Genomic DNA, 14,403 nt, shown 5'->3' with positions numbered 1-14,403 from the left:
CATGAAATCCATCCAAGTAGGCCTGCTCGGCGCAGGCACGGTCGGCAGCGGCACCTTCAAGGTGCTCCAGCGCAACCAGGAAGAAATCAAGCGCCGCGCCGGCCGCGGCATCGAGATCACCATGGTGGCCGACCTCGACACCGCCCGCGCCCGCGAAGTGGCCGGCGAAGGCGTGAAGGTGGTCGCCGATGCGCGCGAAGTCATCGCCAACCCCGACATCGACATCGTCATCGAACTCATCGGCGGCTACGGCATCGCCAAGCAACTGGTGCTCGAAGCCATCGCGGCCGGCAAGCACGTGGTCACGGCCAACAAGGCGCTGCTCGCCGTGCACGGCACCGAGATCTTCGCGGCCGCGCATGCCAAGGGCGTGATGGTGGCCTTCGAGGCCGCGGTGGCTGGCGGCATTCCGATCATCAAGGCGCTGCGCGAAGGCCTCACGGCCAACAGCATCCAGTGGCTGGCCGGCATCATCAACGGCACGACCAACTTCATTCTGTCCGAGATGCGCGACAAGGGCCTGGACTTCGCCACCGTGCTGAAGGAAGCCCAGCGCCTGGGCTACGCCGAAGCCGACCCCACCTTCGACATCGAAGGCGTCGACGCCGCGCACAAGGTCACGCTGATGAGCGCCATCGCCTTCGGCATTCCCGTGCAGTTCGACAAGGCCCACGTCGAAGGCATCACCAAGCTCGCCGCGCAGGACATCAAGTACGCCGAGCAGCTCGGCTACCGCATCAAGCTGCTGGGCGTGACCAAGCGCACCGCCCAGGGCATCGAGCTGCGCGTGCACCCGTCGCTCGTGCCGTCCAAGCGCCTGCTGGCGAACGTCGAGGGCGCCATGAACGCCGTGGTCGTGCACGGCGACGCCGTGGGCACCACGCTGTACTACGGCAAGGGCGCCGGCAGCGAGCCGACCGCCAGCGCCGTGATCGCCGACCTCGTCGACATCACCCGCCTGCACACCGCCGACGCCGCACACCGCGTGCCGCACCTGGCGTTCCATCCCGACGCCATGAGCGACCTGAAGGTGCTGCCGATGGCCGAGGTCGTCACCAGCTACTACCTGCGCCTGCGCGTGGCCGACCAGGCCGGCGTGCTCGCCAAGGTGACGGGCCTGCTGGCCACCGCCGGCATCAGCATCGACGCCGTGCTGCAGCGCGAAGCCGACGAAGTGGGCGGCGAAGGCTCGACGCAGACCGACCTCATCATCCTCACGCACGACGCGCGCGAAGGCACCGTCAACGACGTCATGGCCGAGCTGCAGGCGCTGCCGACCGTGCTCGAGCCCATCGTGCGCATCCGCAAGGAAGAGTTGAAGTGAACTACCTGAGCATCCGCGGCCATGCCGACCGCAAGCGCTTCTGCGAAATCCTCCTCGAAGGCCTCGCGCCCGATGGCGGCCTGTACCTGCCCGAGACGTACCCGCAGGTCGACACCGCCACGCTCGCAAAATGGCGCACGCTGCCCTACGCCGAGCTGGCCTTCGAAATCCTCTCGCTGTACATCGATGACATTCCCGCGGCCGACCTGAAGGCGATCTGCGCGAAGACCTACACGGCCGAGGTGTTCGGCACCGACGAGATCGTGCCGCTGCGCGAGCTCGAAGACGGCGTGTACCTCGAAGCCCTGTCCAACGGTCCCACGCTGGCCTTCAAGGACATGGCGATGCAGCTGTTGGGCAACCTGTTCGAGTACGAACTGGCCCGCCGCGGCGCCGAGCTCAACATCCTGGGCGCCACCAGCGGCGACACCGGCAGCGCGGCCGAGTACGCCATGCGCGGCAAGAAGGGCGTGCGCGTCTTCATGACCTCGCCAGACGGGCGCATGAGCCCGTTCCAGCAGGCGCAGATGTTCAGCCTGCAGGACGCCAATATCCACAACATCGCCATCACCGGCGTGTTCGACGACTGCCAGGACATCGTCAAGGCGGTGTCGAACGACCTGGCCTTCAAGCGCAAGTACCGCATCGGCACGGTCAACTCGATCAACTGGGCGCGCCTGCTGGCGCAGGTCGTCTATTACTTCGCAGGCTACTTCCAGGCCACGGCGAGCAACGACAAGCCCGTGAGCTTCACCGTGCCCTCGGGCAACTTCGGCAATGTCTGCGCGGGCCATGTGGCGCGCATGATGGGCCTGCCGATCCAGACGCTGGTGGTCGCCACCAACGAGAACGACGTGCTCGACGAGTTCTTCCGCACCGGCGTGTACCGCGTGCGCGCGGCGGTCGACACGCACGAAACCTCCAGCCCGTCGATGGACATCAGCAAGGCCAGCAACTTCGAGCGCTTCGTGTTCGACCTGGTCGGCCGCGATCCCGCCCGTCTGCGCCAGCTGTTCGTGGACGACCTGGGCCTGACGGGGAGCTTCGACCTGAGCGCCGATCCGGCGTTCAAGCAGGCTGCCGAGCGCTTCGGCTTTCGCAGCGGCCGCAGCACGCACGCCGACCGGCTCGCGATGATCCGCGACACCGAGAAGCGCTTCGCCACGCTGATCGACCCGCACACCGCCGACGGCCTCAAGGCCGCGCGCGAGCAGCTCACGCCCGGCGTGCCGATGGTGGTGCTCGAGACCGCGCTGCCGATCAAGTTCGCGGCCACGGTGGTCGAGGCGCTGGGCGAGGAGCCCGCGCGCCCGAAGAAGTTCGAAGGCATCGAAGCCTTGCCCAAGCGCGTGGTCCAGCTGCCGGCCGATGCCGAGGCCGTCAAGGCCTACATCGCCCAGCACTGCGACTGACCGGGGCGCCCGCGGCATGAAGGTCGTCGGCTTCGCCGGGTATTCCGGCGCTGGCAAGACCACGCTGGTGGAGCGCCTGATCCCCGTGCTCAAGCAGCGCGGGCTGCGCGTGTCGGTGGTCAAGCATGCGCACCATCGCTTCGACATCGACCACGTCGGCAAGGACACTTGGCGCCACCGGCAGGCCGGGGCCTTCGAGGTGGTCGTCGCGTCCGACCAGCGGCTGGCGCTGATGCGCGAATTCGAGGTGCCGGTCGAGCTCACGGTGCACCAGCTGCTCGCCGAGTTGCATCCGGCGGTCGATTGGGCACTGGTCGAGGGCTTCCGGCACAGCGACGTGCTCAAGATCGAGGTCTGGCGACCGAGCGGCGACGGCGAGGCGCCGCGCCCCGCGCTGTACATCGACGACCCCTTTGTCACCGCCATCGCCACCGATGTGCCGGCCGGCCTGCCCGAGGCCACCGCGCGCCCGGTGCTCGACCTCAACGACGCCGAGGCCATTGCCACGTGGTTGATCGACAGCGGCGAGCGCTTCGACTACAACCCCGGACACCATGGCTGATTCCTCTCCCGTTCCCTTCGCCGCCTCGTCCTCGCGCCCACCGTTGATGCCGCTCGATGAGGCGATCGCGGTGCTGCTCGCCAAGGCCCGGCCGCTGCTGCCGGCCGAAAGCGTCGGCACCTTCGACGCCGACGGACGCGTGCTGGCGCAGGACCTCGTCTCGGGCCTCACCGTGCCGCCGCGCGACAACAGCGCGATGGACGGCTACGCCGTGCGCGCGGCGGATTGCGCCACGCCCGGCACCGAGCTGGCCGTGACGCAGCGCATTCCCGCCGGTACCGTCGGCACGCCGATCGCGGCCGGCACGGCGGCGCGCATCTTCACGGGGGCGCAGATTCCCGAAGGCGCCGACGCGGTCGTCATGCAGGAAGACACGGCCGCCACGCCGCAAGAGGGCGGCCTGGGGTCGGTGCGCATCGCCATCGCGCCCGTGGCCGGCCAGTGGGTGCGCCGCGCAGGCGAGGACGTGGCCTCGGGCGACGTGGTGCTCCAGCGTGGTGAACGCCTCACGCCCGCCGCGCTCGGCCTGGCCGCCAGCGTCGGCTTCGACCGCCTGCAGGTCGCGCGCAAGCCGCGCGTGGCCATGCTCTCCACCGGCGACGAGCTGGTGATGCCCGGCGAGGTCGCGCCCGACGCGATGAAGCCCGGCGCGATCTACAACTCGAACCGCTTCTTCATGCGCGCGCTGCTGCACCGCCTGGGCTGCGAGGTGAACGACCTGGGCATCGTGCCCGACAACCGCGAAGCCACCATCGCCGCGCTGCGCGAGGCGGCCGAGGCGAACGACCTGATCATCACCACCGGCGGCGTCTCGGTCGGCGAAGAAGACCACATCCGCGCCGCGCTGCAATCGCTGGGCGAGCTGCAGCTGTGGTCGCTGTCGATGAAGCCCGGCAAGCCCTTTGCCTACGGCTCGATCGCGCGCAGGAACGGGCAGGGCGCCTGCCATGTCACGGGGCTGCCCGGCAACCCGGTGTCGAGCTTCCTGACCTTCCTGATGCTGGTGCGGCCCTTCCTGCTCGCGCTGCAGGGCGCCCCGCGCGTGGCGCCGGCGGCCGTGCCGCTGCGCGCCGATTTCGACTGGCCGCGCGCCGACAAGCGCCGCGAGTTCCTGCGCGTGCGGCGCAACGCAGCGGGCGGGCTCGACCTGTTCGCCAACCAGAGTTCGGGCGTGCTCACCTCGATGGTCTGGGGCGATGGCCTGGTCGACAACCCGGCGGGCCGGACCATCCAGGCCGGCGACACCGTGAACTTCATTCCCCTCGCATCGCTGCTCGGCTGAACCACCCCATGAAGGTCCGCATCCGTTATTTCGCCTCCGTGCGCGAGTCGCTGTCCAGCAGCGGTGAAACCGTCGACACGGCCGCCGGCACGCTGGCCGCCCTGCGCGACGAGCTCATCGCCCGCGGCGGCGCCTACGCCAGCGCGCTCGCGCGCGGCAAGGCCGTGCGCATGGCGCTCGACCAGGCCATGAGCGACGAAGCCGCCGCGCTGAACGACGACTGCGAAGTCGCGTTCTTCCCGCCCGTCACGGGCGGCTGAGCCGCGCGTCCAGCGCCACGAGGCGCTCGCGCAGGCCGTCCGACGCGCGCGTCATCGGCGAGCGCAGTTCGTCACGCAGTTCGCCCGCATGCGCCAGCAAGGCCTTCAGCGGGCCCGGGTTCGGTTCGGCAAACAGCATCTCCAGCAGCGGCAGCAGCGGCTGCCATTCGGCGCGCGCCTCGGCCAGCCGGTTCTCGGCGAGCAGGCGCACCAGCCGCACGAGGCGCTTCGTCTGCACATGGCCGCTGGCCGCGATGGCGCCCACGCCGCCTTCGGCCATGGTGGCGAAGATCTGGTGGTCTTCACCCGTGAGCACCTGCAGCCGGCCGTCGGCGATCACCGCGCGCGTCTTGGCCATGTCGCCGCCGCAGTCCTTGATGCCGCGGATGCGCGGGTGCTCGGCCAGCGCCAGCATCGTCTCGCGCGCGATGGTCACGCCCGTGCGGTAGGGAATGTCGTAGACCAGCACGGGCACCGTGCTGGCATCGGCGATGGCGTGGAACCACTCGAGCACGCCGGCCTGCGACGGGCGGATGTAGTGCGGCGCGGCCACCAGCAGGCCCGCCAGCGGGCGTTCCGAGAGCTTGCGGGCCCAGGCCGTGGCCTTGCCCAGGTGGTAGCCCGATACGCCCATCACGACCGGCAGGCCACCCGCGGCGGTCAGCACGGTGTCGAGCACGGCCAGCTGCTCGGCCTCGTCGAGCGCGGCGGCCTCGCCGGTGGAGCCGCAGGGCACGAAGCCGGTCACGCCGTCGTCGGCGAGCCGGCGCACGAGCGCCGCCAGGGCGGTGTGGTCGACGGCGCCATCGCGGAACGGGGTGACGAGGGCGACCCACAGGCCCGAGAAATCGGTGGTGGTGTCGGCGGTTGGTTGTTGATGTGGCACGCAGGCTTCCTTTCAGGAATCGACCGATGGAAAGAACCACCGTCCGATGCGCGCGCAACCCAAGAGGGGCCAAAGCCTTGGCAGGTTCCGTCGCTCATCCGACGACGGAACCTCGGCTCCGGTCAGACGAGCTTTGGTTTTTTGGCTTTGTTGCCCTGGCGCGCACGTGCCTGACCTTCGAACGAAGGCGAGAGGCGGGTGGGCGTGCGGCGCGAAGGCATGGGCTGCATTGTCGCGCCTAGGCCGGCGGTGCGGTGGCGCTGCGTTGCAGGCTCACGACACGGCCGCCATCGGCGGCGCGGGCATTGCCCAGGAACTCGACGGTGACCTGATTGCCCAGCTGCGCGTCGGTCTTGAGGTCGAGTGCGCCGAACAGCTGGCCGTCGACCCGGAACCAGCGCACCTCGGCCGTGTGCTTGCCCTGCGGCACCTGGGCCGTGAGGATTTCGGTGACCGGCCCGCTCACCGTGTGCAGGTGCGTGAACCGGCGTGCGCGCAGCAGCGGCGGCAGCACGCCGATCGCGAACACCAGCGCACAGATGGCGGCCGCGTACCCCGCCATGAACAGGCCGAAGCCCGGGCGAAAACCGTCGGCCCACGCCGTCCCGATCGCCAGGACCGCGCCGCCCGCCAGCACGACGCCCATGAAGCGGCGGTCCGAGCGCCCGGCGCGCCGACGGTCGCGCGAGGTGGCCGGCCGCTCGGTGCGCGTGGCCTGGCGCGCCATCGGATAACGCGTGCGCAGCAGCAGATGCACGGTGTTGTCGCGCGCCACGCACTCGATCTCGACGGGCGCCTGCGCCAGGTGCCGCACCGCCGTCAGCGGTCGGCCCGTGGCGTGGCTGCGAGGCGCGTCCAGGCCCAGCACCGGCACGACGTCGACGTGGAACTGGCCGTCGACCGTGTAGCGCAGCGCGCCGCCGGGCAGGGCGGCCACGTGGTCCACGGTACCGGCCACGGTGAACTTGCTGTTCTTCGCCAGGGCCTCGCGGGTGGCCTGGGCCCGGCGCCGGTCGATCCGCGTCCGATGGGTGAACAGCCACACGCCCAGCAGCAAGGTGACCAGTGCCGCCGCGTTCATCGCCAGGGCCAGGCCCACCGGGGCGCCGGGCAGCCGCCCGATCACCACGAAGACGAGGGCGCAGCCCGCCAGCAGCACGGCCAGCACCGCCAGGCCGGCGGTCGGGGTGCGCGCGGCAAGGTCGACGCGCCGCAGCATCTCGACATCGTCGGGTGTCAGGGGCAGCGACGTGGGGGCCGGCATCGGCGCAGTGTAGGGCGGCAGTGCCACAATTTGGGCATGTCCTCGCTCCCTCGCGTTTCCATCCAGACGGCCGACTTCGACGCCGGTGCCGAGATCGCCGCCCTGCGCGCGGCCGACGCGCGCGTCGGCGCTGTCTGCAGCTTCATCGGCACGGTCAGAGACCGCAATGACGGCAGCACCATCGCCTCGATGGAGCTGGAGCACTACCCCGGCATGACCGAGAAGGCCATCGAGGCCATGATCGACGCGGCCCACAAGCGCTTCGACATCCTCGGCGCGCGCGTGATCCACCGCGTGGGGCTGCTGCAGCCGCTGGACCAGATCATGATGGTGGCGGTGGTGTCCGCCCACCGCGGCCAGAGCTTCCAGGCCTGCGAGTTCCTGATGGACTACCTGAAGACCCAGGCCCCGTTCTGGAAGAAGGAGCAGACGCCCGAGGGCGCGCGCTGGGTCGATGCCCGCGTCACCGACGACGAGGCGCTGGCGCGCTGGGGCATCGCGGCCTCGAACAGCGCCACCTGAGCGGCGCGGTCGAGACTTACGGTGCGATCAGCGCCGAGGTCGCCAGCGCCTTGGCTTCCGCGCCGCAATCCTGAGTGGGCACGGCACCCGCCGCGCGTGCCTTCGCAATCTCCGATCGGGCGCTCGTCATCTGCGCCTGGAACACCGGGTTCGTGTGCAGCTTCGCCACGGTCGCCGCGCCGACCAGCCGGCCGTTCTCGATGTCGCTTTGCCAGTGCACGCCGCAGATCGCGCGGCTCTGCGAGAAGGCGCGGCCGCGCTGCAGCAGCGCATCGGCGCGTTCGGGTGCGAGTTCCGTCAGCACCAGCGCCCAGGCCCAGCCGACGGCCGAATGGCCCGAAGGGTACGAGCCGTCCTTGGCCAGCGAGGCCTCTTCGGCAGGCGTGCAACTGCCGGTCTTGAACGCCACGAAGGGGCGCGTGCGGTTGTAGGTGTTCTTGGCCTTGTAGGTGGCCGAGCCGGCATCGGCGAGCGTGCGGCGCAGCAGCATGTTCAGGTTCGGCGTGGCTTGCTCGGAGATGGGCATGCCCAGCGCGCACGAGAACACCTCGGCGGCCTTCGGAAACTTGAGGTTGGCGTCCTGCACTGCGAGCGCGCCGCGCGGCGTGCCCTGCAGGGCCGTGAGCGCGCGGAAGGTGGCGCCATCGGCCGCCAGCGCGGCCGAGCCCTCGGCCGGGGGCGCCGGCAGCAGGGCGAGGCTGTCGGGCAGCTCGGCAGCGGGCAGGTAGCCCTTCAGGTAGCCCGAGCCGGGACGCAATTCGCCGACTTCGGCGGGGGAGATCGGCGCGGTGCTGCCGCAGGCGCCGAGCAGCAGCGCGGCCGCCAGCGAGGCGGCGAGGGTCGTGAATCGCATGAGGGATGTGTCTCCGGCTTTGTTGTTGGAAGGTGAGGTCCCATCGTAGAGGGGCCCCACCGGGCCGAAGATCACTCATGTGACGGCCGTCTCAGGCCGCGCAGCTCAGGGCTTGAAGCCGCTCGCCTGGATGATCTTTTCCCAGGTCTGCGTGTAGCTGCGCACGCGGCCCGCGAACTGGCCCTGGGGCTCGTAGCCGACCGTCAGGCCCATGGTGGTGAGCTTCTGCTTCACGTCGGGCATGGCCAGCACCTTCTGCAGCGCATCGCCGTACTTGTCGATGACGGCCTGCGGCGTGCCGACCGGCGCGAAGATGCCGTAGTAGGGCAGGTCTTCGAGGTTCGCAAAGCCCAGCTCGGTGAAGGTCGGCACGTTCGGCAGCAGCGCCTGGCGCTTGGCGCCGATGGAGGCCACGATGCGCACCTTGCCCGCGCGGTGGTTCTCGATGAAGTCGGGCACCGAGGCGATGCCTGCGGTGATCTGGTTGCCCAGCATGTCGGCCGTCATGGGCGCGCTGCCGCGGTAGGGCGCGGGCTGCACGTCGATCTTGTACTTGTCCGAGATCATCTTCACCAGGAACTCGGGGATCGACGCCGGTGCCGGCACGCCGATGGTTTCCTTGCCGCCCTTTTGCGTGCGGATCCATTTCACGTACTCGTCGATGCTCTTGGCCGGCGTGCCGCCCGACACCGCCAGCACGTTGGCGAAGGTGGCAAAGCCGGCCACGGGCACGAAGTCGGTGGCGGGGTTGAAGCCCGGGTTCTTCACCACCTGCGGCAGGATGGAGATGGAGTGGTCATGCGACAGGAACAGCGTGTGGCCGTCGGCCGGCGCGGCCTTCAGCGCCTGCGCCGCAATCTGGCCGCCCGCGCCCGCGCGGTTCTCGACCACCACGGGCACGCCCAGCACGTCCTTGAGCTTTTCGCCCAGGGTGCGTGCAATGGCGTCGGTGCCCGCGCCGGCGGGAAAGCCCACCAGCAGGCGCACCGGCGTGCCGCTCTGGGCCTGCGCCAGGCCGGCCATGCCCATGGCCGCAGCCAAGAGACCCACGCTGAACGCGCGGCGCATCGGTTGGACGCGCTGCATTGAAAAAACCATGATCGACTCCATTCGAAGAAAGAGAGAAATGCCTACGGCAGGACGGTGCGGGGCCCGGTGCAATACCCGTGCCCAGGGTGCAAATCCGATTCGCAACCTTGAATCGTGCCCGAACAGCCCTATTTTGGATGCAGGAATACCACCATGCGACAAGACAAACTCACCACCAAATTTCAGGAAGCACTGAGCGACGCCCAGTCGCTCGCCCTTGGCAGCGACAACGCCTACATCGAACCGGCCCACCTGCTGGTCGCGATGCTGCGCCAGGACGACGGCCCGCGCGCCCTGCTGGAGCGTGCCGGCGTCAACGTGCCCGGGCTGCTGCAGGCCGCCGAAGGCGCCATCAAGAAACTGCCCCAGGTGCAGGGCCACGACATCGTGCAGGTCGGCCCCGAGCTGGGCAAGCTGCTGCAGGCGACCGAGAAGGAGGCCATCAAGCGCAATGACCAGTTCATTGCGGGCGAACTCTTTCTGCTCGCCGTGGCCGACAGCAAGGCCGACATCGGCAAGATCGCCAAGGACAACGGCCTGAGCCGCAAGTCGCTCGAGGCCGCCATCGAGGCCGTGCGCGGCGGGCAGGGCGTGAACAGCGCCGACGCCGAAGGCCAGCGCGAAGCCCTCAAGAAATACTGCCTGGACCTCACCGAGCGCGCCCGCCTGGGCAAGCTCGACCCGGTCATCGGCCGCGACGAGGAAATCCGCCGCGCCATCCAGGTGCTGCAACGCCGCACCAAGAACAACCCTGTGCTCATCGGCGAACCCGGTGTGGGCAAGACCGCCATCGTCGAAGGCCTCGCGCAGCGCATCGTCGCGGGCGAAGTGCCCGAGTCGCTCAAGGGCAAAAGGGTGTTGTCGCTCGACATGGCCGCGCTGCTGGCTGGTGCCAAGTTCCGCGGCGAATTCGAAGAGCGCCTGAAGACCGTGCTCAATGAACTCGCGAAGGACGAAGGCCAGACCATCGTCTTCATCGACGAGCTGCACACCATGGTCGGTGCCGGCAAGGCCGAAGGCGCCATGGACGCGGGCAACATGCTCAAGCCCGCGCTCGCGCGCGGCGAGCTGCATTGCGTGGGCGCCACCACGCTGGACGAGTACCGCAAGTACATCGAGAAGGACGCCGCGCTGGAGCGCCGCTTCCAGAAGATCATCGTGGGCGAGCCCAGCGTCGAGGCCACCATCGCCATCCTGCGCGGCCTGCAGGAGAAGTACGAAGTGCACCATGGCGTGCAGATCACCGACCCGGCCATCGTGGCCGCGGCCGAGTTGTCTGATCGCTACATCACCGACCGCTTCCTGCCCGACAAGGCCATCGACCTCATCGACGAGGCCGCGGCCAAGATCAAGATCGAGATGGACTCCAAGCCCGAGGTCATGGACCGCCTGGACCGCCGCCTGATCCAGCTGCAGATCGAGCGTGAAGCCGTGCGCCGCGAAAAGGACGAGGCCTCGCAGAAGCGCTTCGGCCTCATCGAGGACGAGATCACCAAGCTGCAAAAGGAAATCGCCGACTACGACGAGATCTGGCAGGCCGAGAAGGCCCAGGCCCAGGGCAGCGCCCACGTGCGCGAAGACATCGACAAGATCAAGTTCCAGATCGAAGAGTGGAAGCGCAAGGGCGACTTCAACAAGGTCGCCGAGCTGCAATACGGCCAGCTGCCCGCGCTCGAGAAGCGCCTGAAGGAAGCTGAAGAGAGCGAGGCGAGCAAGGGCAAGTCCAGCGCGCCCACGCTGCTGCGCACGCAGGTCGGTTCGGAAGAAATCGCCGAGGTCGTGGCGCGCGCCACGGGCATCCCGGTCGCCAAGCTGATGCAGGGCGAGCGCGACAAGCTGCTCGTCATGGAAGACAAGCTGCACGAGCGCGTGGTCGGCCAGGACGAGGCCATCGGTGCGGTCGCCAACGCGATCCGCCGCTCGCGCTCGGGCCTGAGCGATCCGAACCGCCCCACGGGTTCGTTCCTGTTCCTCGGCCCCACGGGCGTGGGCAAGACCGAGCTGTGCAAGGCGCTCGCGGGCTTCCTGTTCGACAGCGAAGACCACCTGATCCGCATCGACATGAGCGAGTTCATGGAGAAGCATTCGGTCGCCCGCCTCATCGGCGCGCCGCCGGGCTACGTGGGCTATGAAGAGGGCGGCTACCTCACGGAAGCCGTGCGCCGCAAGCCCTACAGCGTGGTGCTGCTCGACGAGGTCGAGAAGGCCCATCCCGACGTGTTCAACGTGCTGCTGCAGGTGCTCGACGACGGCCGCCTCACGGACGGCCAGGGCCGCACCGTGGACTTCAAGAACACCGTCATCGTGATGACCAGCAACATCGGCTCGCCGATCATCCAGTCGATGGTGGGCCAGCCGAGCGAGGAGATCAAGGAAGCGGTGTGGGACGAGCTGAAGAACTACTTCCGCCCCGAGTTCCTGAACCGCATCGACGAGACCGTCGTGTTCCACGCGCTCGACGCGAAGAACATCGAATCGATCGCCGCGATCCAGCTCAAGGTGCTGCAGGCGCGCCTGGCGAAGATGGACCTGGGCCTGCAGGTGTCGCCCGCGGCGCTGGCCGAGATCGCCAAGGTCGGCTTCGACCCGGTGTTCGGTGCGCGTCCGCTCAAGCGCGCCATCCAGCAGCGCATCGAGAACCCGCTCTCGAAGCTGTTGCTGGACGGCAGCTTCGGGCCGAAGGACACGATCGAGGTCGAAACCGACCCGATCCAGTCGCCGGGCCAGTTCTCGTTCCGCAAGGGCGGGGAACCAACGGCGGCTGCATCGGCCTAAAGTCGGATGATGAACTTCATTCTTCGCGTCATTCTTCTGCTCCTGGGGCTGGTCTTCGCGGCCAGCCTGGCTGTGGCGGCCCTGCTGCTGGCGGCGGTGTGGGGTGTGCGCTACGCCTGGGGGCGCCTCACGGGCAAGCCCGTGACGCCCTGGGTCATGCGTTTCAACCCGCGCTCGGGTTTCGACCGATTTCGCCATGCGGCACAGCAACCGGCCGAGCCGACGGCGGCCGACGTGGTCAGCGCCCGTGCGCGCGGCGAATCGGTGCGCAGCCCGGTCGTGCTGGGCCCGGCCGACGATGTGACCGACGTGCGGGCCCGCCCCGTGCGCGGCGACTGAGCCCCGTTTTCTTCGATCAGGCGCTGTACAGCGCCTCGATCTCGTCGGCGTAGGCCTTGTAGATGCTGGAGCGCCGCACCTTCATGGTGGCGGTGACTTCACCGTCGTCATGGTCCAACTCTTTGGTGAGCAGATGAAAACGTCTGATCTGCGACACCTGCGCCAGCTTCCCATTGCCGCGCGCCACTTCGGCCTCGATCAGCGCGCGCACCTTGGGTTCCTCCACCAGCGAGCGGAAATGCGTGAAGGGCAGGCGCTGCGCTTCGGCCCATTTGCCGACCGTCTCGTAGTCGATCTGCAGCAGTGCTCCCACGAATTTGCGGCCGTCCGCCACCACGATGCATTCCTTGATGAAGGGGCTGCCCTTCATGGTGTTCTCGATCTCCGAGGGGGTGAGGTTCTTGCCGCCGGCGGTGATCATGATGTCCTTCAGCCGGTCGACGATGCGCAGCTGCCCACCGGCTTCCTCGCGCACCACGTCGCCCGTGTGCAGCCAGCCATCGCGGATCGATGAGGCCGTGGCCTCGGGGTTCTTGTAGTAGCCCTCGAACACCATGTCGCCGCGCACCAGCAGCTCGCCGGCTTCGCCCACGCGGTGCTCGGTGCCTTGCGTCGGCGGGCCGACGGTGCCGATGGTCACGGCGTCGGCGCGGTGGCCCGAGACCATGCCGGTCGATTCGGTGAGGCCGTACACCTCGACCAGCGGCACGCCCAGCGTGCGAAAGAAGCGCACCACGTCCGCGGGAATCGGCGCCGCGCCCGTGAGCGCGATGCGCGCGCGGCGCAGGCCGATGAAGTTCTGCAGCGCGCGCAGCACGGTCCAGTAGGCGAGGGCGAAGCGGCCGCGCTCGGCCAGCGTCCAGGCGCTGCGCGGTTTCTCGGCCAGCGGGGCGCAGGCCTCGATGGCCTTGCGGAACAGAGCGCGCTGCAATCTGCCGGTTTCCTGCATCTTGATGCTGATGCCCGCGTGCAGCTTCTCCCAGATGCGCGGCACGCCGAGGAACATGGTGGGCGCCACTTCGCGCAGGTCTTCCTGCACGGTGCGGATCGATTCGCCGAAGTTGACCTGCGAGCCCAGGTACAGCGGCACGAAGGCCGTGAGCATCTGCTCGGCCACGTGGCACAGCGGCAGGTACGACAGGTGCGTGGTGCCGCCGTCGAGCCCGAGCCGATCGACGATGCCGGGCACGACGCCGCGGATGTTGCGGTACGAAATCATCGCGCCCTTGGGCTTGCCCGTGGAGCCCGAGGTGTAGATCATCAAACCGATGTCGGCGAGTGTCTGGCGCTGCAGCGCGGCGTCGATCAGCGCGGCGCCGTCGCGTGCCAGCACCTCGGCGCCGGCCTGCTCGACTTCCGCAAAGGTCGCGATGCGCTCGCGCACCTCGGGCGGGTAGCTCGCGAGGCCCTTGGTCTCGATCACGACGATCTTGCGCAGGTGCGGCAGCTGGTCGAGGGCATCGAGCACCTTGTCGGTCTGCTCCTGGTCTTCGCAGACGATCACCTCGATGTCCGCGTGGCCGACCACGTAGGCCACCTCGTTGCTCGGGCTCGTGGGGTACACGCCCACGGTCACGGCGCCGATGAGCCCCGCGCCCATCTGCGCGAGCAGCCACTCGACGCGGTTCTCGGAGATCACGCCCAGGTGCCCGCCGGGCGCGAGGCCCATCGCGTGCAGGCCCAGGCCGAAGCGGCTGGCGCGCTGCAGGTAGCCGGCCCAGTCCAGCGGATGCCAGATGCCGAAGTCCTTCTGCCGGATCGCGATGCGCTGCGGCTGCAGGCGTGCCTGCTCGCGCAGCATCTGCGGCAGCGTGAGCGAAGGGAGCGCGTTCATC

General features: G+C 69.0%; 13 protein-coding genes. 8 read left to right on the top strand and 5 right to left on the bottom strand.

Going from position 1 to position 14,403, the window contains the following annotated elements; all coding sequences use genetic code 11:
* The first annotated feature begins 1 nt into the window (after position 1).
* Genes AC3WQR_RS21250 through AC3WQR_RS21230 form a run of 5 tightly spaced genes read left to right on the top strand, consistent with a single transcriptional unit; the run spans position 2 to position 4,840 of the window.
* Positions 2–1,324 (top strand): homoserine dehydrogenase, encoded by a 1,323-nt coding sequence (locus AC3WQR_RS21250; RefSeq protein ID WP_062472989.1) that lies wholly within the window; start codon positions 2–4, stop codon positions 1,322–1,324.
* The gene (gene thrC / locus AC3WQR_RS21245; protein ID WP_492743452.1) at positions 1,321–2,736 is read left to right on the top strand and encodes a threonine synthase; all 1,416 of its coding nucleotides are present in this window, start codon (positions 1,321–1,323) and stop codon (positions 2,734–2,736) included. The genes AC3WQR_RS21250 and thrC overlap by 4 nt, the downstream gene beginning before the upstream one ends.
* Positions 2,737–2,752: 16 nt before the next feature.
* On the top strand, positions 2,753–3,298 hold the full coding sequence (gene mobB / locus AC3WQR_RS21240; protein WP_492743450.1) for a molybdopterin-guanine dinucleotide biosynthesis protein B: 546 nt from the start codon (positions 2,753–2,755) through the stop codon (positions 3,296–3,298).
* Positions 3,291–4,580, top strand: a complete 1,290-nt coding sequence (locus AC3WQR_RS21235; protein WP_492743448.1) for a molybdopterin molybdotransferase MoeA — start codon at positions 3,291–3,293, stop codon at positions 4,578–4,580. The genes mobB and AC3WQR_RS21235 overlap by 8 nt, the downstream gene beginning before the upstream one ends.
* Positions 4,581–4,588: 8 nt before the next feature.
* A complete protein-coding gene (locus AC3WQR_RS21230; protein WP_492695254.1) occupies positions 4,589–4,840 on the top strand; it encodes a MoaD/ThiS family protein in 252 nt (83 codons plus the stop codon).
* Here AC3WQR_RS21230 and dapA read toward each other — a convergent pair.
* Positions 4,827–5,726: a 4-hydroxy-tetrahydrodipicolinate synthase gene (gene dapA / locus AC3WQR_RS21225; RefSeq protein ID WP_492743446.1), complete on the bottom strand. Its 900-nt coding sequence runs from the start codon at positions 5,724–5,726 to the stop codon at positions 4,827–4,829. The two genes, AC3WQR_RS21230 and dapA, sit on opposite strands and share 14 nt — an antisense overlap.
* A gap of 238 nt (positions 5,727–5,964) precedes the next feature.
* A complete protein-coding gene (locus tag AC3WQR_RS21220; protein ID WP_492743444.1) occupies positions 5,965–6,990 on the bottom strand; it encodes a hypothetical protein in 1,026 nt (341 codons plus the stop codon).
* 36 nt (positions 6,991–7,026) lie between these two features.
* Between AC3WQR_RS21220 and AC3WQR_RS21215 the strand changes: the two genes are divergently transcribed.
* Entirely contained in the window at positions 7,027–7,512 is a 486-nt protein-coding gene (locus tag AC3WQR_RS21215) for a molybdenum cofactor biosynthesis protein MoaE (RefSeq protein ID WP_159272528.1), read from the top strand.
* Positions 7,513–7,528: 16 nt separating this feature from the next.
* Here AC3WQR_RS21215 and AC3WQR_RS21210 read toward each other — a convergent pair whose 3' ends face one another.
* Together AC3WQR_RS21210 and AC3WQR_RS21205 are read right to left on the bottom strand one after the other, a co-directional pair.
* On the bottom strand, positions 7,529–8,365 hold the full coding sequence (locus AC3WQR_RS21210; protein WP_492743442.1) for an acid phosphatase: 837 nt from the start codon (positions 8,363–8,365) through the stop codon (positions 7,529–7,531).
* 105 nt (positions 8,366–8,470) lie between these two features.
* Positions 8,471–9,451 carry a Bug family tripartite tricarboxylate transporter substrate binding protein gene (locus tag AC3WQR_RS21205; protein WP_492743440.1) on the bottom strand — a complete coding sequence of 327 codons (981 nt, stop codon included), beginning with the start codon at positions 9,449–9,451 and terminating at the stop codon, positions 8,471–8,473.
* A 156-nt stretch (positions 9,452–9,607) separates the two neighbouring features.
* On the opposite strand from AC3WQR_RS21205, the gene clpB reads away from it, so the two are divergent.
* Both clpB and AC3WQR_RS21195 read left to right on the top strand, forming a co-directional pair.
* On the top strand, positions 9,608–12,229 hold the full coding sequence (clpB, locus tag AC3WQR_RS21200; protein ID WP_139706121.1) for an ATP-dependent chaperone ClpB: 2,622 nt from the start codon (positions 9,608–9,610) through the stop codon (positions 12,227–12,229).
* A 9-nt stretch (positions 12,230–12,238) separates the two neighbouring features.
* On the top strand, positions 12,239–12,568 hold the full coding sequence (locus AC3WQR_RS21195) for a hypothetical protein (RefSeq protein WP_223301262.1): 330 nt from the start codon (positions 12,239–12,241) through the stop codon (positions 12,566–12,568).
* Positions 12,569–12,584: 16 nt separating this feature from the next.
* Here AC3WQR_RS21195 and AC3WQR_RS21190 read toward each other — a convergent pair whose 3' ends face one another.
* Positions 12,585–14,402: an AMP-dependent synthetase/ligase gene (locus AC3WQR_RS21190; protein WP_492743475.1), complete on the bottom strand. Its 1,818-nt coding sequence runs from the start codon at positions 14,400–14,402 to the stop codon at positions 12,585–12,587.
* Between the last annotated feature and the right edge of the window lies 1 nt (position 14,403).

The sequence above is a fragment of the Variovorax sp. FW305-3-2-15-B-LB1 genome, assembly GCF_058787635.1.
Note: the sequence above shows the minus strand (reverse complement) of the source record. Positions and strands in the feature narration are given on the sequence as shown.